Origin of the sequence: Variovorax sp. MSC1_012 (assembly GCF_023667525.1) — a bacterium.
Classification (GTDB): domain Bacteria; phylum Pseudomonadota; class Gammaproteobacteria; order Burkholderiales; family Burkholderiaceae_C; genus Variovorax; species Variovorax beijingensis_B.
In genome coordinates this window covers 292,796-315,211 of sequence record NZ_CM174443.1, presented here as the reverse complement: position 1 = coordinate 315,211, position 22,416 = coordinate 292,796, and the positions used below count along the sequence as shown (strand labels likewise).

Annotated in this window: 19 protein-coding genes; 9 read left to right on the top strand and 10 right to left on the bottom strand. The window is 69.0% G+C overall.

Annotated features, from left to right (window positions below):
* Positions 1-49 precede the first annotated feature (49 nt).
* From L1081_RS01510 to L1081_RS01500, 3 genes are all read right to left on the bottom strand, one after another.
* Positions 50-2,578: a penicillin acylase family protein gene (locus tag L1081_RS01510; RefSeq protein ID WP_489414871.1), complete on the bottom strand. Its 2,529-nt coding sequence runs from the start codon at positions 2,576-2,578 to the stop codon at positions 50-52.
* 96 nt (positions 2,579-2,674) lie between these two features.
* Complete coding sequence (locus L1081_RS01505; protein WP_489414870.1) at positions 2,675-3,481, bottom strand: helix-turn-helix domain-containing protein; 807 nt, start codon at positions 3,479-3,481, stop codon at positions 2,675-2,677.
* An 88-nt stretch (positions 3,482-3,569) separates the two neighbouring features.
* Positions 3,570-4,517, bottom strand: a complete 948-nt coding sequence (locus L1081_RS01500; RefSeq protein ID WP_489414869.1) for a LysR substrate-binding domain-containing protein — start codon at positions 4,515-4,517, stop codon at positions 3,570-3,572.
* A 97-nt stretch (positions 4,518-4,614) separates the two neighbouring features.
* Between L1081_RS01500 and L1081_RS01495 the strand changes: the two genes are divergently transcribed.
* Positions 4,615-5,925: an MFS transporter gene (locus L1081_RS01495; RefSeq protein WP_489414868.1), complete on the top strand. Its 1,311-nt coding sequence runs from the start codon at positions 4,615-4,617 to the stop codon at positions 5,923-5,925.
* Here the strand turns inward: L1081_RS01495 and L1081_RS01490 are convergent.
* Positions 5,886-6,947, bottom strand: coding sequence for an adenosine deaminase (locus tag L1081_RS01490; RefSeq protein ID WP_489414867.1), 1,062 nt, complete (start codon positions 6,945-6,947; stop codon positions 5,886-5,888). The genes L1081_RS01495 and L1081_RS01490 overlap by 40 nt on opposite strands.
* A gap of 81 nt (positions 6,948-7,028) precedes the next feature.
* Here L1081_RS01490 and L1081_RS01485 point away from each other — a divergent pair, with 81 nt between their 5' ends.
* Positions 7,029-7,391 carry a c-type cytochrome gene (locus tag L1081_RS01485; RefSeq protein ID WP_489414866.1) on the top strand — a complete coding sequence of 121 codons (363 nt, stop codon included), beginning with the start codon at positions 7,029-7,031 and terminating at the stop codon, positions 7,389-7,391.
* 21 nt (positions 7,392-7,412) lie between these two features.
* Here the strand turns inward: L1081_RS01485 and L1081_RS01480 are convergent, their stop codons facing one another.
* A complete protein-coding gene (locus tag L1081_RS01480) occupies positions 7,413-8,315 on the bottom strand; it encodes a LysR family transcriptional regulator (protein ID WP_489414865.1) in 903 nt (300 codons plus the stop codon).
* 139 nt (positions 8,316-8,454) lie between these two features.
* On the opposite strand from L1081_RS01480, the gene L1081_RS01475 reads away from it, so the two are divergent.
* Entirely contained in the window at positions 8,455-9,468 is a 1,014-nt protein-coding gene (locus L1081_RS01475; protein ID WP_489414864.1) for a zinc-binding dehydrogenase, read from the top strand.
* A 23-nt stretch (positions 9,469-9,491) separates the two neighbouring features.
* On the opposite strand, the gene L1081_RS01470 is transcribed toward L1081_RS01475, so the two are convergent.
* Positions 9,492-10,676 (bottom strand): glycoside hydrolase 100 family protein, encoded by a 1,185-nt coding sequence (locus L1081_RS01470; protein WP_489414863.1) that lies wholly within the window; start codon positions 10,674-10,676, stop codon positions 9,492-9,494.
* On the bottom strand, positions 10,663-11,661 hold the full coding sequence (locus tag L1081_RS01465; RefSeq protein ID WP_489414862.1) for a DJ-1/PfpI family protein: 999 nt from the start codon (positions 11,659-11,661) through the stop codon (positions 10,663-10,665). Before L1081_RS01465 ends, L1081_RS01470 begins: the two co-directional genes overlap by 14 nt.
* Before the next feature lie 47 nt (positions 11,662-11,708).
* On the opposite strand from L1081_RS01465, the gene L1081_RS01460 reads away from it, so the two are divergent.
* Complete coding sequence (locus L1081_RS01460) at positions 11,709-12,845, top strand: DJ-1/PfpI family protein (protein WP_489414861.1); 1,137 nt, start codon at positions 11,709-11,711, stop codon at positions 12,843-12,845.
* Between the two features lie 18 nt (positions 12,846-12,863).
* Here the strand turns inward: L1081_RS01460 and L1081_RS01455 are convergent, their stop codons facing one another.
* Genes L1081_RS01455 through acnA form a run of 3 tightly spaced genes read right to left on the bottom strand, consistent with a single transcriptional unit; the run spans position 12,864 to position 17,185 of the window.
* Entirely contained in the window at positions 12,864-13,604 is a 741-nt protein-coding gene (locus L1081_RS01455) for a transporter substrate-binding domain-containing protein (RefSeq protein WP_489414860.1), read from the bottom strand.
* A gap of 13 nt (positions 13,605-13,617) precedes the next feature.
* Positions 13,618-14,514 carry an FCD domain-containing protein gene (locus L1081_RS01450; RefSeq protein ID WP_489414859.1) on the bottom strand — a complete coding sequence of 299 codons (897 nt, stop codon included), beginning with the start codon at positions 14,512-14,514 and terminating at the stop codon, positions 13,618-13,620.
* Between the two features lie 31 nt (positions 14,515-14,545).
* Positions 14,546-17,185: an aconitate hydratase AcnA gene (gene acnA / locus L1081_RS01445; protein WP_489414858.1), complete on the bottom strand. Its 2,640-nt coding sequence runs from the start codon at positions 17,183-17,185 to the stop codon at positions 14,546-14,548.
* An 85-nt stretch (positions 17,186-17,270) separates the two neighbouring features.
* On the opposite strand from acnA, the gene L1081_RS01440 reads away from it, so the two are divergent.
* The 5 genes from L1081_RS01440 to L1081_RS01420 are packed head-to-tail and all read left to right on the top strand — an operon-like array spanning position 17,271 to position 22,392.
* Complete coding sequence (locus tag L1081_RS01440) at positions 17,271-18,323, top strand: beta-propeller fold lactonase family protein (protein WP_489414857.1); 1,053 nt, start codon at positions 17,271-17,273, stop codon at positions 18,321-18,323.
* A 44-nt stretch (positions 18,324-18,367) separates the two neighbouring features.
* Positions 18,368-19,351, top strand: coding sequence for a tripartite tricarboxylate transporter substrate-binding protein (locus L1081_RS01435; RefSeq protein ID WP_489414856.1), 984 nt, complete (start codon positions 18,368-18,370; stop codon positions 19,349-19,351).
* A 33-nt stretch (positions 19,352-19,384) separates the two neighbouring features.
* Positions 19,385-20,374 (top strand): tripartite tricarboxylate transporter substrate-binding protein, encoded by a 990-nt coding sequence (locus L1081_RS01430; RefSeq protein WP_489414855.1) that lies wholly within the window; start codon positions 19,385-19,387, stop codon positions 20,372-20,374.
* Positions 20,371-20,883: a tripartite tricarboxylate transporter TctB family protein gene (locus L1081_RS01425; protein ID WP_489414854.1), complete on the top strand. Its 513-nt coding sequence runs from the start codon at positions 20,371-20,373 to the stop codon at positions 20,881-20,883. The genes L1081_RS01430 and L1081_RS01425 overlap by 4 nt, the downstream gene beginning before the upstream one ends.
* A gap of 9 nt (positions 20,884-20,892) precedes the next feature.
* Complete coding sequence (locus L1081_RS01420; RefSeq protein WP_489414853.1) at positions 20,893-22,392, top strand: tripartite tricarboxylate transporter permease; 1,500 nt, start codon at positions 20,893-20,895, stop codon at positions 22,390-22,392.
* Positions 22,393-22,416: the final 24 nt, after the last annotated feature.

Below are 22,416 nucleotides of genomic sequence, written 5' to 3'. Positions count from 1 at the left end.
CCGGGACGCCCGGCTGCGGGGTGCGGATTCTAATGCGATGGTTTTCCGGCTACTCGCTGACCACCGCGCTGCGGTAGGCCGCGTCGGCCTTGATCTCGGCTTCGGAGAACGGCACCCTGAGCCACTGCCCCGCGCTGTAGGCGCGCGTGTAATCGGCGTTGTGCGCCGAGGCCGGGTCGTCCGACAGCGAGAACGTGAGGAAGGTGTGCGCCTCGACGCCGCCTTCGGGGAACCGCACGATCTGCATGTAGCTGTTGCCGTTGGGGTTGCCGTCCATCGTGTAGCCGCCCTTGTCGAGCCGGTTCTCCGAGCAGGCGATGGTGAAGTAGCCCGGGCCGTGGCAGCCGCCATACAACGGAATCTTCTGGCCGCCGCGCGTGGCGAACAGGTAGTCGCCGCGCTTCGCATCGAGCGCGAAGCCGCTGGCCTCCACGCGCGCGACGGCCGCGCCAAAGGCCTGCTGCAGCGCGGCTTGCGCACCGGGCTTCAGGTCGCGCGGCGTGTGGATCGGGTCGCTCGCGCTGAAGGGCACGCTGTAGAGCGTGGCCGCAGACTGCAACGATGCGCGATTCCAGAACTCGTCCCAGATGTGCGCGCCGCGCGCCCCGCTTGCGCCGGTGTTGTCCCAGGCCTGGAGTGCCGCGCAGGCTGGACCGGTGTCCACGTCGCGTCCGATGGCTGCGCCGCCCTGCGGATCGGTCGCCACGTTGATCGTCGGCGTCGCGCACACCATGGCCAGCGCCTGGTCCTTGAACAGCTCGGCGGTCAGCACGCGGCTGTCGAGCACCATGCGCTTCACGGTGTCGGACGTCGCGCCCTTCGCACCGTACGCGTCGAGCCCGTCGATCCGCCCCTGCGCGAGCAGGTTGCCCAGGCGCGTCCGGAAGGTGACCGGCTCGGTGCCCGCCGGCCCCATGATGGCCGGGTAGCCGGTCATCGGTGCCTTGGGGTTCGCGAGCCAGTAGCTGTCGTTCATGTTGGCCACGTAGTCGTCGCGCATCAGGCTCGGCATGCGGGCCGGGCCGATCGCGCCCCGCTGCGCGGAATCGGCATCGGTCTGCCAGTCGCACGCGCTCCGGGACCCATCGAAGATCGGCACGCGCGGCAGCAAGGCACCGGCTGCCGCGCCGAGCGCAGTCGTGCAGCCCGCCACCTGCTCGGGCGACACATTGGGGATCGCGCCGATATCGGCATACCAGGCCTTGGGCGCGCCGCGGCCCACGGCCACGGTGTTGACCCACGGAATGGCCGACTCCTCGCGCTGGATGGCGATGAACTCGTCGAGCGACTTCGCCTGGTTCCAGCGCAGCCAGTTGCGGAAGGTGCGGTAGTTCTCGCCGTTGATGTCGCGGATCGCGAAGGCCGTGGTCTGGCTCCATGCCAGCGCGGCGTTCAGCGGCGCCAGGTTGACCATCGGCCCGTACTCCGACTTGTACAGCGTGCGCGTCACCGGCGCCATGCTGCCGTCGGCCTGCCTCACGTCGACCGTGATGTCGAGCGCCTGCATCTTCACGGCGCTGCCGTCGCGCATGTAGCGGGTCGGATCGCCCTCCACGAGCTTGAGTTCGAAGAAGCCGAAGCGGCGCGCGGTCGACACCGTGTGACTCCATGCGACGTTGTCGTTGAAGCCGATCAGGATCACCGGAATCCCCAGGAAAGAGGTGCCGCTGATGTTGAGCTGGCCCGGGATCGTGAGCTGCGCCTGGTAGAAGCGGTCGGGCCCGCGCCAGTACCAGTGCGGGTTGCCAAAGAGCAGCGGACTCGCGTCGCCGGTGGCCGCCGTGCCGAAGCCGATCATGTTGCTGCCGACGCCTTCGTGCCCGCCCACCTGCAGCTCGGGCACGCGCATGCCGGCTGCCGCGAGTTGCAGCCTGGCCTTGTCGAGCCTGCCGCGTGCGGCGGTCTTGATGGACGCCGCCGGTGCCGGAGCGATCGCGTTGGCGATGTTCGGCAGGAAGTTGCTGTAGCCACCCGCGAGATTGGCCGCGTACATGCGGCGGTAGATGTCCTCGGCCGCGATGGGCTTCACCCAGGCCTCGTTGCGGCAGGCCTCGTGTGCCGCGCCGCCGGCCTTCAGGTCGCGCACATAGCGGTTGTAGCCCGCTGCAAAGCCCTCGACCAGCTGCCGGAGGTTGTCGGGCTGCGCGGCGATCATCTTCTCGAGCACGTCGGCCGAGATCACGTGCCTGTGGAAGAAGTCGGAGTCGATGTTCTTCGGCCGCCCGATGGTGCTGCCGGCCACGAGCTGCGCGTCGCCGCCGAGATGCTGCGAACGCTCGCCGCGGTAGGTGAGGAACGAGTCGGCCATGGTGCAGAGGTTGTCCTCGGCCTGCGCGTAGCCGTAGCCGTAGCCCGCGCCGGACCAGGTATCGGCCTTGATGTGCGGCACGCCCATCGCGGTGCGGCGGATCTCGGCCTTGTAGGTGGCCTCGGCCGGCGGGTTGCCGGGCGGATTGCCGGTGACGGGCGGGAACGAGAACCCGTTGCCTCCACCGCCGCCGCAGGCGGTGAGCACGGCCGCGGTGGCCAGCGCGAGCAGGGACAGCGGCATGGCGCCGCGCGAGGATGTCTGTCTCATGGATGTCTCCGGTTGATGCTCTCTTGATGGAGCACCTTGCAGCCTACGCATGGAGACAGGCCGCGGCTTGAACGCAGCCGCTGTCATGCGGGCGGCTCAGTGGAGGGTCGCGTGGCCCCACGCATGCGACGCCTGCGCGTCCGCCGTCACATGCACCCGGCTCGCGAGAAACGACGGCGGCAGCCCGAAGTAGCGCTGGAAGGTGCGGCTCATGTGCGCCGCATCGGTGAAGCCGCTGACCAGCGCCACATCGGTGAGCGGCCGGTGGCCGGTGAACTGCTGCACCGTGCGCCGCACCTTGGTCCACAACGCATAGCGCTTGACCGACACGCCCACCTGCTCGGCGAAGAGATGCGTCAGCCGATCGGGCGAGAGGCAGGCCACCGCCGAGAGTTTCTTCAGCGGAATCTGGCCCGCGTGTTCGCGGATGGCCTGCAGCACGCGCTCGATGCGCCGGTCGATCGGCGCCACGAGTTCCGGGCATCCGGTGATCGCCTCGACCATCTTCGCGCTGAGCGACTGCAGCCTGCCGTCGCCGAGCAGCCCGCGCTGCGCCGGGTCGAAGTCGTCGCGCAGCTTGCCGAAGCGGCGCGCATCGATCGGCTCGATGCCGTGGCCGCCCATGCACCGCGCGAGCATACGGTAGGCGCCCGATGCCGGATCGAGGTTGAGCGACAGCAGCCCGCAGCCATCGACGTCGAGCCGGCGCGACACATGCGGGGCCACCAGCGCGGCGGTGCAGTGCACGCGCGTGCCGTCGAGCGCCTCGAGCATGAACGGATGGCCGCTGACCGACGCCAGCAGCGTCGCCGACGAACGCGCCGTGAGCCCCGACTGGATCGCCGGCGTGATGTAGAGAAACCTGTCGTCCCAGAGGTGCAGGAAGTTTTGCTGCGTGGTCATGCCGTGTCTCTTTTTTTGTCTTGTCTCCGGCGACGGATTCTCAGGCATCGGCACGGCGCAAGGGCTACGGGATTGTGCCCGGTGCGGCTCAATGAAGCTGCGCCGGCTCCGCCTGCACATGCTCGCGCACGGCCTCCAGCAGCAGCGTGGCGAGACGCGCCACCGGCGCCTCGGCCGCGGCCTGCGCGCGATAGAGCATGAGCGACATCTGCGGCAGCGCCGGCAGGCCGATGGCCGCCCGGTCGACGGCACGCACGTGCGCGGGCAGGCCGAAGGGCGTGCGCACCGACAGGCCCAGGCCGGCCGATGTGGCGGCCCACAGCGCGGCCAGGCTGGCGCTGGTGAACGCATGGCGCCACGGCGTGCCGGCGCGGTCGAGCGCGGCAACGACGATCTCGCGCAGCGGGCATGGTGCATCGAGCAGCACCAGCGGCAGCGGCTCCTTCGACTTGCGCGCGCTGTTACCGCGGCGCTCGCGCTCCTTCCACCAGGCCGCATCGAGCGCATCGGGCGACCTCGGGCCGATCCATTGCAGCGGCAGCCGCGCCACGCGCTCGCCGTGCGGCGTCATCTGCTCGCCGGTGTCCCACACCAGGGCCAGGTCGAGCTGCCGCAGTTCGAGCCGTTCGCGCAGTTCGGCGCTGCGCGCCACGCAGGCCTCGATGCGCACCTTGGGATGCGCGCGCGCAAAGCGGCCGAGCACCGCTGGCAGCAGCGTTTCGCCGAAGTCTTCCTGCAGGCCGAGCCGCACCCAGCCCTGCAGGTCCGCACCGCGCATCGCGGCGCTCGCTTCCTCGTTGAGTTCGAGCATGCGGTGGGCATAGGCCAGCAGCGTTTCGCCCGCGTCGGTGAGCTCCAGCCCGCGGCCGGCCTTGCGGAACAGCGCGGTGCCGGCCTGCGCCTCCAGCTTCTTGAGCTGCGCGCTCACGGCCGATGTGGAGCGGCCCAGCCGGTCGGCCGCGCGCGCATAGCTGCCCAGCGCGATGCCGGTGGAAAAACTGCGCAGCACATCGAGATCGAACATCACCTGGGACATGGATTCACCCTTCGTTGATCGTCCTGTTTTTTGGAACGATCGGCTCATTATTTTCTGATTTTCAAAATCTTTGCAACGGCGGACACTGCGCCGCAACATGATCACTTCGCCCTCCTCCCTTTCACGCCCGCCGCGCCACCGCTGGAGGGTGCTGGCCGCCGGGGTGGCCGCCAACGCGGCGTTCTCCGTGGCCTTCAGCGGCATCCCGATGACCGCGGTGCTAATGCGCACCGGCTACCAGCTCGACAACGCCACGCTCGGCCTGGTGCTCGGCCTCATGGGCCTGGGCATCGCGGTCAGCGAACTGCCATGGGGCCTTCTGACCGACCGCTGGGGCGACCGGCCGGTGCTGCTCACGGGCCTTGGCAGCACGGCCATCGCACTCGTGGCGATGGCGCTCTGGGCCGCGCCCAGCGCGCAGCACATCCCCGGCCTCGGCTGGCTCGGTGCCGGCCTGCTGCTGGTAGGCTTGCTTGGCGGCAGCGTCAACGGCGCGAGCGGCCGCGCGGTGATGACGTGGTTCGATGCCAGCGAGCGCGGGCTCGCGATGAGCATTCGCCAGACCGCGGTGCCGCTGGGCGGCGGCATCGGCGCGCTGGTGCTGCCGTTCGTCGCATTGCACTTCGGCTTTGCCGCGCTCTACGGCCTGCTGGCGGTGCTGTGCGCGCTGAGCGCGGCCATGAGCTGGGCCTGGGTGCACGAGCCGCCTGTTGCGCCGGACACGCCGCGCACCAGGGCCGACGTCGCCGAGTCGGCGATCGCATCGAAGAGCGGCCCGCTGCGCGATGCCCGCGTCTGGCGCATCGTGCTGGGCATCGGCATCCTGTGCGCGCCGCAGTTCGCAGTGCTTTCGTTCGGCACGGTGTTCCTGCACGATTTCGGCCATGCGGGCCTTGCGGCCATCACGGCCACCATGGTGTTCGTGCAGGTCGGCGCGATGGCGATGCGCGTGTGGAGTGGCCGCTGGACCGACCGCCGCCGCAACCGCCCCGCCTACCTGCGCGCCTGCAGTGCGCTCAGCGTTCTGCTGTTCGCAGGGCTTGCGATGCTGGCGATGGCGGCGGGCACCCACGCGGCCGATTCAGCGGCGCTGCACATGGCACTGGTGACGCTGCTCGCGGCCAGCGGTGTCTGCGTGTCGGCATGGCACGGCGTGGCCTACACGGAACTGGCCACGCTGGCCGGCGCGGCCCGCGCGGGCACCGCCCTCGGCATGGCGAACACCAGCGTGTTCCTGGTGTGCTTCCTCACGCCCTTCTCCATCCCGCACCTGCTCGCGCTGCAGGGCTGGCCGCTGGTGTGGCTCGTGGCCAGTGCCTGCGCGCTGGTGGCGATGCCGCTACTGGTGCCGCGGGCCGCCGCAGCCGATCAGAAGCTCGCGAAGACGGCGTTGAGCCGGTCGACGTAGGCGCGCTTGGCGGCGGCGTCGATGAAGCTGCCTTCGAAGCTGTTGGCCGCGAGCTGCCAGGCCTGCTGCACACCGAGGCCGGTGGCAGCGAAGGTCTGCGTGAAGTTCTGGTTCATGTAGCCGCCGAAGTAGGCTGGATCGTCCGAATTGACGGTGGCCACCAGCTCCGCATCGAGCAGCGCGCCCAGGTTGTGCTGCGCCAGGTCGGGGAACACGCAGAGCTTGAGGTTGGACAGCGGGCACACGGTGAGTGGAATGCGGTCCTGCGCGAGCCGCTTCATCAGGGCCGGATCCTTTGCGCTCTGCACGCCATGGTCGACGCGCTCGACCTTGAGCACGTCGAGCGCGCTCCACACATAGGCTGGCGGGCCCTCCTCGCCCGCGTGCGCGACAAGGTGGAAGCCCAGCTCGCGGCAGCGCGCGAACACGCGCGCGAACTTCTCGGGCGGATGGCCGACCTCGCTCGAATCGAGGCCCACGCCGATGAACTTGTCCCGAAACGGCAGCGCCTGCTCCAGCGTCTCGAAGGCCTCTTCCTCGCTCAGGTGGCGCAGGAAGCACAGGATGAGCGCCGCGCTCACGCCCAGCTTCCCCTCTGCATCGGCGCACGCGCGGTGCAGGCCGTTGACGACCGTCTCCATCGGCACGCCGCGCGCGGTGTGCGTCTGCGGGTCGAAGAACATTTCGGTGCGCACCACGTTGTCGGCCGCGGCGCGCTCCAGGTAGGCCCAGGCCATGTCGTAGAAGTCCTGCTCCTTCAGCAGCACGCTCGCGCCGGCGTAGTAGATGTCGAGGAAGCTCTGCAGATTGGTGAAGGCATAGGCACGGCGCAGCTCTTCGACGCTGGCGTACGGTATGGCCACGCCGTTGCGCTGCGCGAGCGCGAAGATCAGCTCGGGTTCGAGCGAGCCTTCGATGTGCATGTGCAGCTCGGCCTTGGGCATGGCGCGCAGCAGTTCGGGCAGGCGCTCGGCGGCGATCTTGCCGAAGCTCTGGTCGAAGACGGGGCGGTAGTCGGTCATGGTGGGAAAATCGGTGTTGTGATTTCCGCACAGCATAAGCGCAGCCGCCGGCCGGGAGATGCGCCAGAACGTATAGGGCCCATGCCTCTCATTTCAAAACGGCCATCGCGCAACGGACGGAAACTTCTGTCGCTCGCGCTGCGGGTCTCGTTGCTGATGTCCGCTCCGGCGTTCGCCGGCACTGTCGACGGGGCGCAGGCACTGGCGCGCGAACGCGGCTGCCTCGCCTGCCACGGCATGCTCCGAAAGCAGGTCGGCCCCGGCTTCGCGCAGATCGCCGAACGCTACCGGAGCGACGCGGCGGCGCCCTCCCGGCTGGCCGGCAAGATCCAGGGCGGCAGCGTGGGCACCTGGGGGCGCGTCATCATGCCCCGCCAGCCGCAACTGAGCGATGAAGAGGCGAAGGCCCTGGCCGGGTGGGTTCTTTCGCAGCCGCCGCCATGAAGCGCGGCCGCGGTCAGCGCGTCAGTCGTTGAAGGCCCGCAGCATCGCCTTGCGCAGCCATGTCTCCGCCGCGTCCTTGTCGGTCACGGCGCGCCAGGCCAGCTTGATCTGGTAGCTCGGACTCTCGAACGGCAGTGCCTCGTAGCGAAGCCCGCCCTGCGCCGACAGCGCCAGCGCCACATGCTCCGGCACCGTGGCCAGCAACTCGGTGCCCGCGAGCACGGCGGGCAGGCTGCCGAACTGCGGCACCGAGAAGGCCACCTCGCGCTGCCGGCCGAGTTCGTTCAATGTTTCATCGACGGTGCCGCACAGGTCGCCCGCGTAGGTCACGAGCACATGCCGCCGCCGGCAATAGTCGTCGAGCGTCAGTCTTGCGGCTGCGGTGTCGGCACGCAGCAGTGCAAAGCGTGCCGTGCGGACCTTGCGTATCTTGGCGCCCGCCGGCAGGTCCTTCAGGAAGGTCATGACCGCGCTGACCCGCCCTTCGTCGAGATGGCGCGCGGCATTGCGGTAGCAGACCGTCAGGGTCACCAGCCTGGCGCGGGGTGCTTCCACGCTGAGCGCGCGAAGCAGCCGCGGCAGCATCGCGATCTGCAGGTCGTCAGTGAGCCCGATGCGAAACACCGGCGCGGCGCGCGCTGGCTCGAAGTCCGCCTGCGCCCGGAACGTGGCCTCGATCTGCTCGAGCGCCGGGCCCAGTCCCTGCATCAGCGCCAGTGCCCGCTCGGTCGGCTCCATCACACGCCCCTGGCGCACCAGGAGCGGATCGCCCGTGAGCTCGCGCAGCCGTGCCAGCGCGTGGCTCACGGCCGGCTGTCCCAGGTGCAGCCGCTGCGCAGCCCGGCTGACGTGCCGCTCGCGCATGAGGGCCGCCAGCACGGTGAGCAGGTTGAGGTCAATCCGGCTGAGTTCGATCGGTTTCATCCACACGCCTTGAAGTCATCGATTCCATGCATAGCGAATATCGTATGAATCGATTTCCTTGATTGTCCTGCGGCTTCTAGATTGATGCCTTCGGCCGCTTCATTCCGGGGCTGCCGGCTTTTTCCAAGGAGATTTTCGTATGGGCAGGATGGTTCGCTTTCACCGGTTCGGCGGCGCCGATGTTCTGCAGGTCGAGCAGGTTGCGACGCCGGCGCCCGGCGCTGGCGAAGTGCGCATCGCGGTGCAGGCGATCGGCCTGAATTGGGCCGACGCGCTGTGGCGCCAGAACCTGTACATCGAGGACGCGACGCTGCCGGCCGGCCTGGGCAACGAGGCCGCCGGCCTCATCGAAGCGGTGGGCGCGGGTGTCGATGGCCTGAGCGTGGGCGACCGCGTCGCGCTGCTGCCCGGAGCCAACCAGGGCCTGTATCCCACCTATGGCGAGCGCATTCTGTTTCCCGCCTCGCATGTGGTGCGCTACCCCGGCAAGCTCTCCGCCGAGCAGGCCGCCGGTGCCTACATGGCCTACCTGACGGGCTATTTCCCGATGTTCGAGATGGCCCGCCTGCAGCGCGGCCAGACGGTGCTGGTGACGGGTGCGTCATCCAGCACGGGCATTGCGGCGCTGCAGATGGCGCGCATGGCGGGCCTCCTTGCCATCGCCACCACGCGCACGGCAGCCAAGCGCCAGGCGCTGCTGGATGCAGGCGCAGCCCATGTGGTGGTGACGCAAGAGGAAAACGTGGTGGAGCGCGTGCTGGCGCTGACCGGCGGCCGCGGTGCCGACCTGGTGTACGACGGCGTGGGCGGTCCGCAGCTGGAGCGGCTCGGCAGCGCCGTCGCACAGCGCGGCTGGTATGTGCTGTACGGGCTCTCCGGCGGCGCGGAGTTCAGCTACCCCGTGCTTGCGCAGTTCCGCAAGAGCTGGCGCTTCCATGTCTACACGGTCCTGGAATTCACCGGCTCGGCCACCATGGGCTTGCCGCGCGACGAAGCTGCGCTGGGCCGCGCGCTGGCCTTCGTCGATGAAGGCCTGGCCAGCGGCGCCCTGCAGATGCGCATCGACCGCCGCTTTGCGCTCGACGAGGTGGTGCAAGCCCATCAATACCTCGAACGCGCCGGACACATCGGCAAGATCGTGCTCACGGTCTGATCGATCAGACCGGAGCGCAAGCGTCACCAGGCCGCCTCGCTCCCCTCCAGCGCACGCCGGGCCAGCAGAAAGGCCGCCGCATTCCAGCTCTGCCCCGCCATGCCCATCGGCGCGAGCGTGCGCCCGTGGAACCACTCGGTGAAGCGCCAGCCGCCGAGCTGGTTCACATGCGCGAGGCGCGCGAGTTCGCGCCAGGCCATGTCATGCAGCCCGAGGCGCGCGAGCGCCATCACCCAGAAGCCGCCCACGAAAGGCCAGATGCCGCCGTTGTGGTACTGGTGCACCACGTTCTGCTGGTGGCGCGCCATGTACGGCCGCCACAGCGCATGCTCGCGCGTCAGCGGATGCAGCACCACGCGCACCGGGTACGGCTCGCAGGCGTGCGCCGCGGCAATGGTCCTGACGATGCGGTTCGCCATCTCCGAATCGGCCAGCCCGCCCTGTATGGCCAGCACGTTGCCGAACACGTCGCCCTCGTCGCCGACGAAGGACAGGTTGACGAAGCTGAGGTACAGGCCCGGATCGGCTCGCCCGCGGCGCGCATAGTGCCGCAGCAGCCGGGCGCGGTGGTATTCGGGCAGGTCCTGCTGGAACGGATTGAACAGGTGGTTGAAGTGATGCTGCGTCGCATCGGCATGGTCCAGCGCGAAGCGGCGCTTCACCTCGTACCAGAGCGCATTGGTGTACAGCACGTAGCCCGAGCGCGGCATGATGTCGGCCCAGTCGCTGGCCTCGTTCTGCTGCAGCAGCCTGAAGTGCTGGTGCTCCTGCGCCAGCAGCCAGCCGATCGCACGCTGCACCTCGGCGCGCCAGTGCGTGGCGCCGACCTGGCCGTGGCGGCACACGTGGTCCACCGCGATCAGCCACCACAGCGTGGCGTCGATGCAGCCCAGGTACCAGAAGTCGGCATCCTGGCCGTCGGGGTCGACGTACTTGGGAATCTGCCCGTTGGCCGCCTGCTGCGCGGCCAGCGCGTCGAGGCTCGCGACCGCGCCCTGCTCCAGCGCGGGCACGTCGCTGCCGCACATGGCCATCACGCAGATGGCCGCGTCGCGCCCGAAGATGCGGGTGTAGCGCCGCGCAACGGCGGCCTCGGTGCGGGTGGCGGCCAGGATGCCGTGCGGCGTGAGGTTGCGTTCCAGCAGTTGCAGCGAGGCTTGGGAACAGTCGTCGATCAATGCAAGGGAAGTGGCGTCAGGTGTCGTCATGGGTTCGATAGGCTTGCGGCGTGAGGCCGTGCTGCCGCGCGAAGGCGCGCTGCAGCGCGTCCACCGAGCGGAAGCCGCTGCGGCTCGCGATGCGGTCCTGCGGCCACCGCGTCTGGCGCAGCAGCTGCGCGGCGGTGGCCACGCGGACCTGTTCTACAAAGCGCGCCGGCGTGCAGCCGATCTCGGCGGCGAAGGCGCGCGCGAAGTTCCGCGGGCTCATCTGCACGCGTTCGGCCAATGCCTCGACCGACAGGTCGTCCTGCGGATGCGTGCCGATCCACGCCACCAGCTCGCGCAGGCGATGGCTGGCCGAGGCCTGCGCCTGGAGCGCCTGCGTCAGCTGCGGCTGCGCTCCTCCGCGCAGCATCGGCAGCGCCAGCGTGCGGGCGATTTCCATCGCCACTGCATGGCCGAGGTCGTCCTCGACCAGCGCAAGCGCAAGCTCGATGCCGGTGGTGACACCGGCCGAGGTCCACACCGGCCCGTCGTGCACGTAGATGCGCTCGCGCTGCACCCGCACCTGCGGCCGCAGCGCCTGCAGCTGGTCGCACACGCGCCAGTGCGTGGTGGCCTCGCGGCCGTCGAGCAGGCCGGCCGCGGCCAGTGCGAAGGCGCCGCTGCACACGCTCGCCATGCGGCGCGTGCGCGGCGCCACCTGCCGGAGCCAGGCGCCGATGCGCTGCTCGAGGATGGCCGCGCGCACCGCCGGCTCGTCGCCGCCGGCGACGATCAGCGTGTCGATCGACGCGGGCAGCTGCTGCAGGCTGCAGGTGCCCGAAAAGCTCAGGCCGCCGTTCGTCGACACGGTGCCGCCGGCCGGCGATGCGATGTGCAGGCGGTAGCTGCCAGGCTGCATCTGCTCGGCCTTGCTGAACACGCTGGCCGGGCCGGCGACGTCGATCACCTCGACGCCGTCGAACACCACCAGCACCACGTCGCTGGCAGAAACCGCGGTTTCTTCGTCCTTGCGGGTCAGGGTGGGCATTCGTAGTCTCTGGGCATCGTCATCATCAAGTCGACAGGGGAACGGCCATGTGGAGATCGGCAGGAGCGCTGATCGGCGCAAGTATTGCAGCCTTTGTGCTGGCAGCCTGCACGGGAGGGGCGCCGGCGCTGCCGCCCGCGCAGGCCGATGCGGCCCGCAGCGAGCGCGAGAAGCAGGCCTTCGTCGAGGCCCTGAAGCCGCATCGCGCCGGCAGGCCCGTGGTCGCCGTGCTGGCGCTGAACGAAGGCACGGAAATGACGGATCTTCTGCTGCCGCATGCGGTGCTCCAGCGCGCCGATGTGGCCGAGGTGCGGATCGTGGCGCCGCACGCGGGGCGCGTGAGCCTGTATCCCGCACTCGAGGTCGATGGGGCGCAGGACTTCGCCGCATTCGACCGGCTTCATCCCGCGGGCGCCGACTACGTGATCGTGCCGGCGATGATCGCCGACGACAACCCGCAGGTGGCGGCCTGGCTCAAGCAGCACGCGGCGCGCGGTGCGCGGGTGATCGGCGTCTGCTCGGGCGCCCGCGTGGTCGGCCGCGTCGGGCTGCTCGACGGCCGGCGTTTCGCGGGCCACTGGTATGACCGCGGCACGCTGCTCGAACGCCACCCGGGCGCCAGCTACGTGCCGCACCAGCGCTACGTGGTGGACCGCGGCGTCGCCACCACCACCGGCATCACCGCCTCGGTGCCGGCGATGCTGGCGCTGGTGGAGGCGATCGGCGGGCAGGAGAAGGCCAGGTCCCTTGCAACGGAACTCGGCGTGGCCTCATGGACACCAGTGCACGACAGTTCTCCGTTCTACCTGGACACCGGCCGCAGGGTGGATTTCCTGCTCAACAAAGCCGCGTTCTGGCGCGGCGAGCGCTGGCGCGTGGACGTGCAGGACGGCGCCGACGACATCGCCCTCGCGCTGGCGGTCGATGCGTGGACGCGCACCGGGCACATCGGGGTCGATGCCGCATCGGCCTCGGGCCCGGTCAAGCTGCGCAGCGGGCTGGTGCTGCTGGCGCAGCCGCCCCGCGAAGGAACGGAGCGCCTGCCGCTCTCTTCGTCGCTGAAGCCGGTGCCGCAGCTGGACCGCACGCTGTGCGAGATCGGCGAACGCTACGGCGCGGCGCGGCGCGACTGGGTCATGCTGGAGATGGAATACCCGGGGCCGGTGGCTGCCTGCGCGGGCTGACCAGGCGCCGCAGATCGCCTATGCGCTGGCCGAAGGCGCCACGGATGCGCCCTCGATGCCGTGCCTCTTCAGTGCGTCGGCCACGAAGCCGGACGCTTTCATCTCTTCCACGAAACTCCACAGCGCGCGAGCCGCATCTGCGCCCCGCGTCTTGGGCGTTCCCATGGCCTGCTGGATCACCATGAAGCGCCCCGGCAGCAGCCGCAGGCCCGCATGTGCGCGGCTGTCCGCCTCGAGCTGCTGCTTCACGCCGGCGGCCACGTCGAGTCCCTGTTCGAGGAAGGTCTGGACGACGGTGGGCGATGTTGGCGCCCGCACGATCCGCGCATGCTTGAGTTCGCGCGTCAAGTACAGGTCGTAGGCGCTGCCCTTGCCGACAGTCACGGCGACGCCTTCGCGATCGACTTCGTCGTTCTGCCGCAGCGGCGAACCTTCGCGCACGAGGTAGCTGCCCTCGATCAGCACATACGCCTCGGTGAACGCGATCTGGGCGCCGCGAACGGGATCGATCGCGAAGAAGCCGACGTCGGCCCGGTCGCCGGCGACCGCTTCGACCGATTTTCCGGCCGCATCGAACACCACCAGTTCGAGCTCGACGCCCAGGCGCTCGGCGAAGGCGCCTGCCAGGTCCACCGAGACGCCGACGGGCGCGCCGGTCGCCTTGTCCGCATTGGCAAGGATCGGATTGCCCAGGTTGATGGAGGCGCGCAACACACCGGTGGGTGCGATTGCCTTGGCGATGGCGGGGTCGAGGCTCATGAAAGGATCGGGTTTATGGCTTGAGAATGCCGCGGATCTTCGCAACGTTGCGAAGCGTGCTGGAGAGGTGCTCGTGCATGGCCTGGGACGCCTTTTCGTTCTGGCCGCGCTCGAGCAGGTCGAGCAGATGAAGATGCTGCTTGCAGTGCTCCTTGTAGCGGCTGCGGTCCTGCATCGAGCGGTACGACAGAAGCCGCCGGACGCGGTTGACGCGGCGGATCGTGTCGATGAAGAACGCGTTGCCCGACCCTTCGACCAGGGATTCGTGAAACCGCACGCCGCGGTCATGCAGCTGGTCGGCGGTATCGGTTTCGATGCCGCCATCGAGCAGGTGCTTTTCCGCGGCGCGGCAGCGCGCGATCACGTGCGGCGGCAGGTGGTAGTTCGGTTCGAGCAGCGCGGCAGGCTCCAGCGCAAGACGGAGCCGGTACGACTGCAGCAGGCTGTCGGCCGTGGTGAGCATCGACGAGAACACCCATCCATAGCCCGGCTTCTTCTCGGCCCAGCCTTCGTTGGCGATGCGTCCGAGCACGCCGTTCAACTGCACCGGCGTGAGGCCGTAGCGCTGCTTGAGAAGCGCTTCGGAGAACTCGTCGGGCAGGAGCCCGCGCAGCCGATCGTCGGCAATGCGGAAATAGACCTCCGTCACCACGTCGGACCCGTCGAGGCCCAGCTTGTCCGCCAGCGATCTCGCGCCCTCGGCGATCGGCTGCACCAAAAAGTAGCCCCGGTTGGGCTGGCGCATGAGCACGCCCTTCTCGGCCAGGAGCGAAAGCGCATCGTTGACGGGCGAGCGCGACACCCGCAGGCGGTCGGCCAGCAGCTGTGCAGGCAGGTGGGTGCCCGCCGGCATGGCGTCGGCCTGGATCAGGTCGAGGATCTGCGAGGGAATGGATTGGTCGGTCCGCATGGACAGGGATTTTCCCGCGAATCCGGTGGGCTCACCCTGCTGGTCCAGCCGCGGCGCCATGCTTCTTCACCATCTTGTGCAGCGTGGAGGGGATGACGCCCCCGGCCTGGAGCAGCTCGACTTCCAGCTTTGTCTCCACGGCAGCCACCGCGTCGAAACGCTCCACGCGTCCGTCGGCCCGATGCAGCGTGACGGCGATGGGGCATCGGGGCGCGATGCCGCGTGGCTGCGCATCGATCTCGATGCGGTCGCCCGGCGCCAGCGCCAGCGTGGCAGGCGTCATGCCCGCCGGCATGCGCAGCGGCAGCACACCCATGCCAACGAGGTTCGAGCGATGGATGCGCTCGAAGCTGTTGGCCAGCACCGCGCGTATGCCCAGCAGCCGCTGCCCCTTCGCGGCCCAGTCCCTGGACGACCCGGTGCCATATCGCTCGCCGGCCACCAGCACGACCGAGTCGCCCGATGCGCGGTAGCGCTGCGCGGCCTCCCAGAGCGGCACCACTTCGCCGCTGGGCACGTGCAGCGTATGCGCCACCGGGGCGCCCGGCGCCATCAGGTTCTCGAGCGTCTTGCTGTGGAAGGCGGCACGCACCATGACTTCCCAGTTGCCCCGGCGCGAGGCGAACACGTTCAGGTCGTTGCGGTCGTCGCCGCGCGCCACGAGGTAGTCCGCAACCAGGCTGTCCTTCGGGATCGCGCTGGCTGGCGAGATGTGGTCGGTGGTGATGTCGTCGCCCACCACGAGCAGCGGATATGCGCTGTAGTGGCCGAGCATGCCGCCTTCGGACAGGGCGGCGAACGGCGGGCGGCGCAGGGCGTTCGAGCCCGGGTCCCACGGGTACAGCTGCGAATCGGGTGCGGCAAGGCCGTGCCAGAGCGGATTGCCGCTGGCGACCGTAAATGCTCGCCGGTAGTCCGATGGATCCTGCGACTGCGCCAGCACGGCGTCGATCTCCTCGTTCGAGGGCCACAGGTCCCGCAGGTAGACCGGTGTGCCGTCGGCCGCCACCTGTACCGGGTCCACGCGCAGGTCGCACTCGGCATCGCCTGCGAGCGCGAAGGCAATGACCAGCGGCGGCGACATCAGGAAGCCGAGATCGAGATCGGGATGCACGCGCCCCGGAAAGTTCCGGTTGCCGGAAAGCGCGGCGACGGGATGGATGGCACCCCGGGCCATCGCCTCCTGGATGGCGGGCGGCAATGTGCCGGAATTGCCGATGCAGGTCGTGCAGCCATAGCCCACGATGTCGAAGCCCACGGCGGACAGGTCCGGCGTGAGCCCGGCGCGCTCCAGGTAGGCCGCCGCAGCGGGAGATCCCGGCCCCAGCGATGTCTTGACCCAGGGCGGCACCTTCAGGCCCAGCGCCCTCGCCTTCCGGGCAACCAGGCCTGCCGCAACCAGAAGGCGCGGGTCCGAGGTGTTGGTGCAGCTCGTGATCGCCGCAATGGCCAGCGGGTATCGCGGCATGTGTCCATCGGCGGCCTTGGGCTGGAACCCGATGGCGGCCAGCGCCGACGCGGCCTCGCCGAATCCCAGCAGGTCCTGCGGCCGGCGCGGTCCCGCGATGTGCATCTCGACCGCATCCAGGTCGATGTGGATGGTGCGCGTATAGGTCGGCTGCGCTGAAGGGTCGAACCACAGGCCGGCCGCGCGGCTGTAGGCCTCCACGCGTTCGACGTCGGCGGCGGCACGCCCGGTCCGGCGAAGATAGTCGAGGGTGCGGCCATCCACCGGAAAGAAGCCCGTGGTCGCGCCGTACTCGGGCGCCATGTTGGCCACCACGCTCCGCTCGCCCGCCGCGAGCGCCGAAACGCCGGGACCGAAGAACTCCACGAACTCGCCGGACACGCCGATGGCGCGCACGCGCTGCGTGACGGCCAGCGCCAGGTCGGTCGCCAGCACGCCGGGCCGCAGCGCGCCCGTGAGCCGCACGCCGATCACGTCGGGAATGCGCAGCATCGTCGGCATGCCGAACATCACGGTCTGCGCCTCGAGCCCGCCCACGCCCCAGCCGAGCACACCGATGCCGTTGACCATGGGCGTGTGGCTGTCGGTGCCGATCATCATGTCGGGCACCAGCCAGCGCCTGCCGCCGCGCTCTTCGGCGGTGACCACGGTCGCCAGCTGCTCCAGGTTGATGGTGTGCATGATGCCCGTGCCGGGCGGGTGGATGCGCACGCCGCGCAGCGCCTTCGAGGCCCAGCGCAGGAACGAATAGCGCTCCGCATTGCGCCGGATCTCGAACGCCATGTTCAGCTCGGGCGCGTCCCGGCGCGCGAAGGCTTCCACGGCCAGAGAGTGGTCCACCGAGACATCCACCGGCAGGCTCGAATTCAGCAGCGACGGATCCACGCCGGCTTCCGCGAGCGTGCTGCGCATGGCGGCAAGGTCCACCAGCGCGGGGGTGCTGGTCGTGTCGTGCATGAGCACGCGGCCCGGCTGAAAGGCGATCTCCGCCTCGCTCGTGCCCGTGTCGGCCCACGCAAGCAGCGCAGCGAGCGCCGTCTCTTTTTCAGCACCTTGCATGTTGCGCGCGGCGTTTTCCATCAGCAGCCGCAGGACCACGGGCAGCCGCTCCAGCTTGTCCTTGCAAAGCGCCGGCAGATCCACGGCGAGGTACTCCTGCCCGGCAACGACAAGCCTCATGCAGGGCGTCTCAGTGTTTTCCATGATTCTTATTTTGCATTTGTTGTTCTTAAAATGCAATTAAGTGCAAACCCGCAGCCTTTCTTCCCCGCCAACCCCAACGCCCCCCATGTACGCCTACGTCGGCAGCCGCACCACCCGAGAGCGCAATGCGCGGGGCGACGGCATCAGCATCTTCAAGGTCGATTCCGCGAAAGGAACGCTGGAACACGTCGACATCGTGAGGAACCTCGTCAACCCATCCTTCCTCGCGCTCAGCGCCAATGGCGAGTTCCTCTACACCGTGCATGGCGACGAGAGCGAGGCGAGCGCCTTCCAGGTGGACCGCCGCACGGGCCTCCTGCGCTTCATCAACCGCCAGAGCACGCAGGGCAAGAACCCGGTGCACCTGGCCCTGGATCCGACGGGCCGCTTCCTGGTGGTGTCCAACCACATCGGCGCCAGCCTGGCGGTGCTGCCCGTGAACGCCGACGGCTCGCTGGGGGCACTGGCGCAGCTCGTGAAGCTGGAAGGCCCGATCGGGCCGCACCGTGTGGAGCAGAAGCAGGCGAAGCCGCACTTCAACCCCTTCGATCCGAGCGGCCGCTTCGTCGTGGTGCCGGACAAGGGGCTGGACCGGGTGTTCAGCTTCCGCTTCGACGAGGGCCGCCTGACGCCGGCGGCTGCGCCCTTCGCCGTGACGCGAGAAACCGCGGGGCCGCGCCATCTTTCGTTCCATCCCAAGGCGCCATTCGCCTATGTGGTCAACGAGCTCGACTCGACCGTGACGGCCTATCGCTTCGCGCCCGAGACCGGGGCGCTCGTTCCCTTCCAGATCCTGTCCGCGCTGCCCGAGACCTTCACCGGCAACAGCCGCGCATCCGAACTGCAGACCGACGCGCAAGGGCGCTTTCTCTATGCCTCCAACCGCGGCTGCGACAGCATTGCCGTGTTCAGCATCGACCCCTCTACGGGCGCGCTGAAGTTCATCGAGGCCGAGCCGACGCAGGGCAGGACGCCGCGGTTCTTCACCCTTTCGCCGGATGGCCGCTTCATGTTCGTGCTCAACGAGGACAGCGACTCCATCGTGGCGCTGGCCGTCGACCCTGTGGCCGGAACGCTCAAGCCCACCGGCGCCACGGTCAGGTCGGGCAGCCCGGTCTGCATGGTCTTTTCCGCATGAATCGCCACCCGCGCGCGGCAACTCTTCGATACCAAGGAACCCAGATGCATTCGATCCAACGCCGGGCGCTGCTGTGCGCCACCGCGGCCCTTGCCGCACTCCCGCTGGCCGCGCCCGCGCAGGACTACCCCGCGCGGCCCATCACGATCGTCGTTCCGTTCTCGGCCGGCGGCGGCGTCGATGCGATGGCGCGCCTCCTGGCTGAGAAGCTGCGCGTTTCGCTGAAGCAGTCGGTCGTCGTGGACAACAAGCCCGGCGCGAGCGGCATGCTCGGCGCAGGCTACGTGGCAAAGGCCGCTCCCGACGGCTACACGCTGCTGCTGGGATCGGCCGGCGAGACCGCCATCAATCCGCTGGTCTACAAGGCGAGGATGCAGTATTCGCCGGAGAAGGACCTGGCGCCCATCACGGCCGTCACGCGGGTGCCGAACGTGCTGGTTGCGAACCCGGCGTTCCCGGCCAAGGACCTGCCCGAACTCGTGGCCTACACGAAGAAGAACCCCGGCAAGGTGACCTACGCCACCAGCGGCGTGGGCAACCCGCAGCACCTGAACGGCGAGCTGCTCCAGTCGCTTGCGGGCATCCAGATGCAGCACGTGCCGTACAAGGGCGCCTCGAATCAACTGGTCGACGTGGCGTCAGGCACGGTCGACATCACTTTCGTGAGCCTCGCAGGCGCCACGCCTTTCATCAAGGGCAACCGGGTGAAGGCACTGGCAGTCACTTCCGCCAAGCGCGCGAGCTTTGCGCCGGACATTCCTGCCATCGCCGAGTTTGCGCCGACCGCCGCCTACGACCTCGACAACTGGTTCGGACTCTTCGCCCCGGCGAAGACGCCGCCCGCGGTGCAGGCAAGGCTCAACGAAGCGGTCAACGCGGCCCTGCAAGACCCCGACCTCATCAAGCGCTTGCGCGAGCAGGGCGGCGAGCCGATGGGTCTCACGCAAGCGCAGTTCCGTGACTTCATCAAGACCGAATCCATCAAGTACGCGCGCATCGTCGACACCGCAAAGATCGTCGCGGAGTAGTCCTTTCATCATCAAACCATTGGAGACACCGTCATGACCACCACATTCAAGTTTCATCGCCGCCCTCTTCTCGCAGCCTCCGTGCTGGCAGCGTTGTTCGGCGTTGCCGCGGTACCCGCCGCCGCGCAATCGCCGACCCTGGACCTCAAGATCATGGCCCCCGCCGGCCCCGGCGGCGGCTGGGACAGCGCCTCGCGCTCGCTGCAGCAGGTGCTCACCGCTACCGGCGCGGCCAAGAACGTGCAGGTGGTCAACGTGCCCGGCGCTGGCGGCACGGTCGGCCTGGCCCAGTTCGTGAACAACGCGAAGGGCGACGGCAACCAGCTGATGGTGATGGGCATCACCATGGTCGGCGCGGTGCTCACCAACAAGGCCCCGGTCGGCCTGGACGCCGTTACGCCGATCGCCCGCATGACCGGCGACCCGCTGGTGGTGGTGGTACCCGCGAACTCGCCGCACAAGACGCTGAAAGACCTGGCCGCCGCCGTGAAGGCGGACACCTCCAAGGTCGTCTGGGCCGGCGGCTCGGCCGGCGGCGCGGACCACATCCTGGCCGGGCTCATCGCCAAGCAGGCCGGCGGCGACGCGGCCAAACTCAACTACGTGCCCTTCTCGGGCGGCGGCGAGGCGCTGGCCGAAATGCTGGGCGGGCGTGTGACGGCGGGCATATCGGGCTACAACGAATTCGAAAGCCAGATCAAGGCCGGCAAGCTGCGCGCGCTCGGCGTCTCCACGGCCAAGCGCATCGACGGCGTGGACGTGCCGACGCTCAAGGAGCAGGGCCTGGACGTGGAGGTCGTCAACTGGCGCGGCGTGGTGGCCGGCCCTGCCATCAGCGCGCCGCAGAAGGCGGCACTCGCGGCAGCGGTGAACAAGGCGCTCAAGTCGCCTGAGTGGGCCAATATCTCCAAGGCCCGCGGGTGGGACGATGCATACCTCGATGCCGATGCGTTCGCCGCCTTCCTCAAGTCCGACCAGCAACGCGTGAAAGAAGTGCTGAGCTCCATCGGCCTGGTGAAATGAGCGAGTCCGATGAAGTCAACGGCCCGGGCTGGCATGCGCTGGCCACGGTGGCCGCGGTGCTGTTCGGGCTGGCCGCGCTCATCGGCTACGACATCAGGGGCATGGCGCCCGCGCAGGCGGTGGGCGTCGGACCGACGGCCGCGATGCGCATCGTCGCACTGCTGCTGGCGGTGCTTGGCGTGGCCCATGTGGTGGCCGCGCTGCGCCTGCGTAGCGCGCTGCACGGCAAGGAGACATCCGAACTCGGCGCCGTGCTCACCAACCGCGCTGCGTTAGGCTGGGTGCTCGGCGGCCTCGCGGGAATGATCCTGGTGCTGCAGTTCGGCGGCGGATTCGTCATCGGCTCGGCTTGGCTGTTCGCCGCGACCGCGCGAGCCTTCGGCCAGCCGATCCGAGCCAAGTCGCCTGCCATCGGCTTCGCGCTCGCAGTGCTCGTGTATGCCTTTTTCACGAAGGCGTTGTCGCTGTCGCTGCCGGCCGGACCGCTCGAGCGGCTGCTGCTCGGCTGAAGGAACGACATGGAAGTCTTCACGCTCCTGGGGCAAGGTCTGCTGGTCGCCATCCAGCCGGGCAATCTGCTCTTCGCCGGCATCGGCGTGCTGCTCGGCACGCTGGTCGGCATCCTGCCGGGCATCAGCCCGTCGCTGACGGTGGCCCTGCTGCTGCCCATCACCTTCAAGCTCGACCCCACGGGCTCCATCATCATGTTCGCCGGGATCTACTTCGGCGGCATGTACGGCAGTTCGACCACGGCGATCCTGCTCAACACGCCGGGCGAAGCGGCCTCCATCGCGACCGCGATCGAAGGACACCGGATGGCAAAGGCCGGACGCGGCGGCCCGGCACTGGCCACCGCCGCCATCGGTTCCTTCGCCGCAGGCCTGATCGCGACCATCGGCATCTCGGTGCTCGCACCCTGGCTGGTCGACTTCGCGGTGCAATTCGGCCCCTGGGACTACTTCGCGCTGATGGTGCTGGCCTTCGTCACGGTGTCGGCCACCTTCGGCGACTCCGTGCTGCGAGGCATCACCAGCCTGGCGCTGGGCCTGGTGCTCGGCCTGGTCGGCATCGACAAGCTCACGGGCCAGTCGCGCCTTGCCTTCGGCGTCCCCGCGCTGCTGGACGGCGTGTCGATCACCACGCTGGCCGTCGGCCTGTTCGCCATGGGCGAGACGCTCTACATCGCCTCGCGCTTCACCGGCGTGCAGGAAAAGATCGAGGCGGTGCGAGGCTCGCTGTGGATGACGAAGGAAGACTGGCAGCGCTCGTGGAAGCCATGGCTGCGCGGCATCGGGCTGGGGTTCCCGATCGGTGCGCTTCCCGCAGGCGGCGCCGAAGTGCCGACGCTGCTGTCATACACGCTCGAGCGCAAGCTGGCCGTCAAGCCCGAAGAGTTCGGCAAGGGTGCGATCGAAGGCGTCGCGGGTCCCGAGGCGGCCAACAACGCGGCCGCCACCGGCACGCTGGTGCCGCTGCTGGCGCTGGGCCTTCCGACCTCGGCCACTGCAGCCATGATGCTTGCGGGCTTCCAGCAATACGGACTGGTGCCGGGCCCGCTGCTGTTCGTGACCAACGCCGACCTTGTCTGGGGCCTGATCGCCAGCTTCTTCATCGGCAACCTGATGCTGCTGGTGCTCAACCTGCCGCTGGTCGGCCTGTGGGTGCGCCTGCTGAAGGTGCCGCAGCCATGGCTCTACGCGGGCATCCTGGTCTTCGCGGTGATGGGCACGCTGGCGGCCAACCCGTCGACGGTGGAGCTCGCCATGCTGGTGGCCTTCGGCATCTGCGGCTACCTGATGCGCTGCTGGGACTATCCGGTGGCGCCGATGATCGTCGGCCTCATCCTCGGCCCGATGGCAGAGAGCCAGTTCAGGCGCGCATTGCAGATCAGCCTGGGCGACGGCCTTGTCTTCTTCAAGCATGCGGGCTCGGCCACGCTGCTGGCGCTGGCGCTGTTCGCGCTGGTCGCGCCGCTGGTCTTCAAGGGCCTGAAGCGGTTCAAGGGCGAGGACGCCTGAACGCGTGTAAGAAGGCAGGCGCCT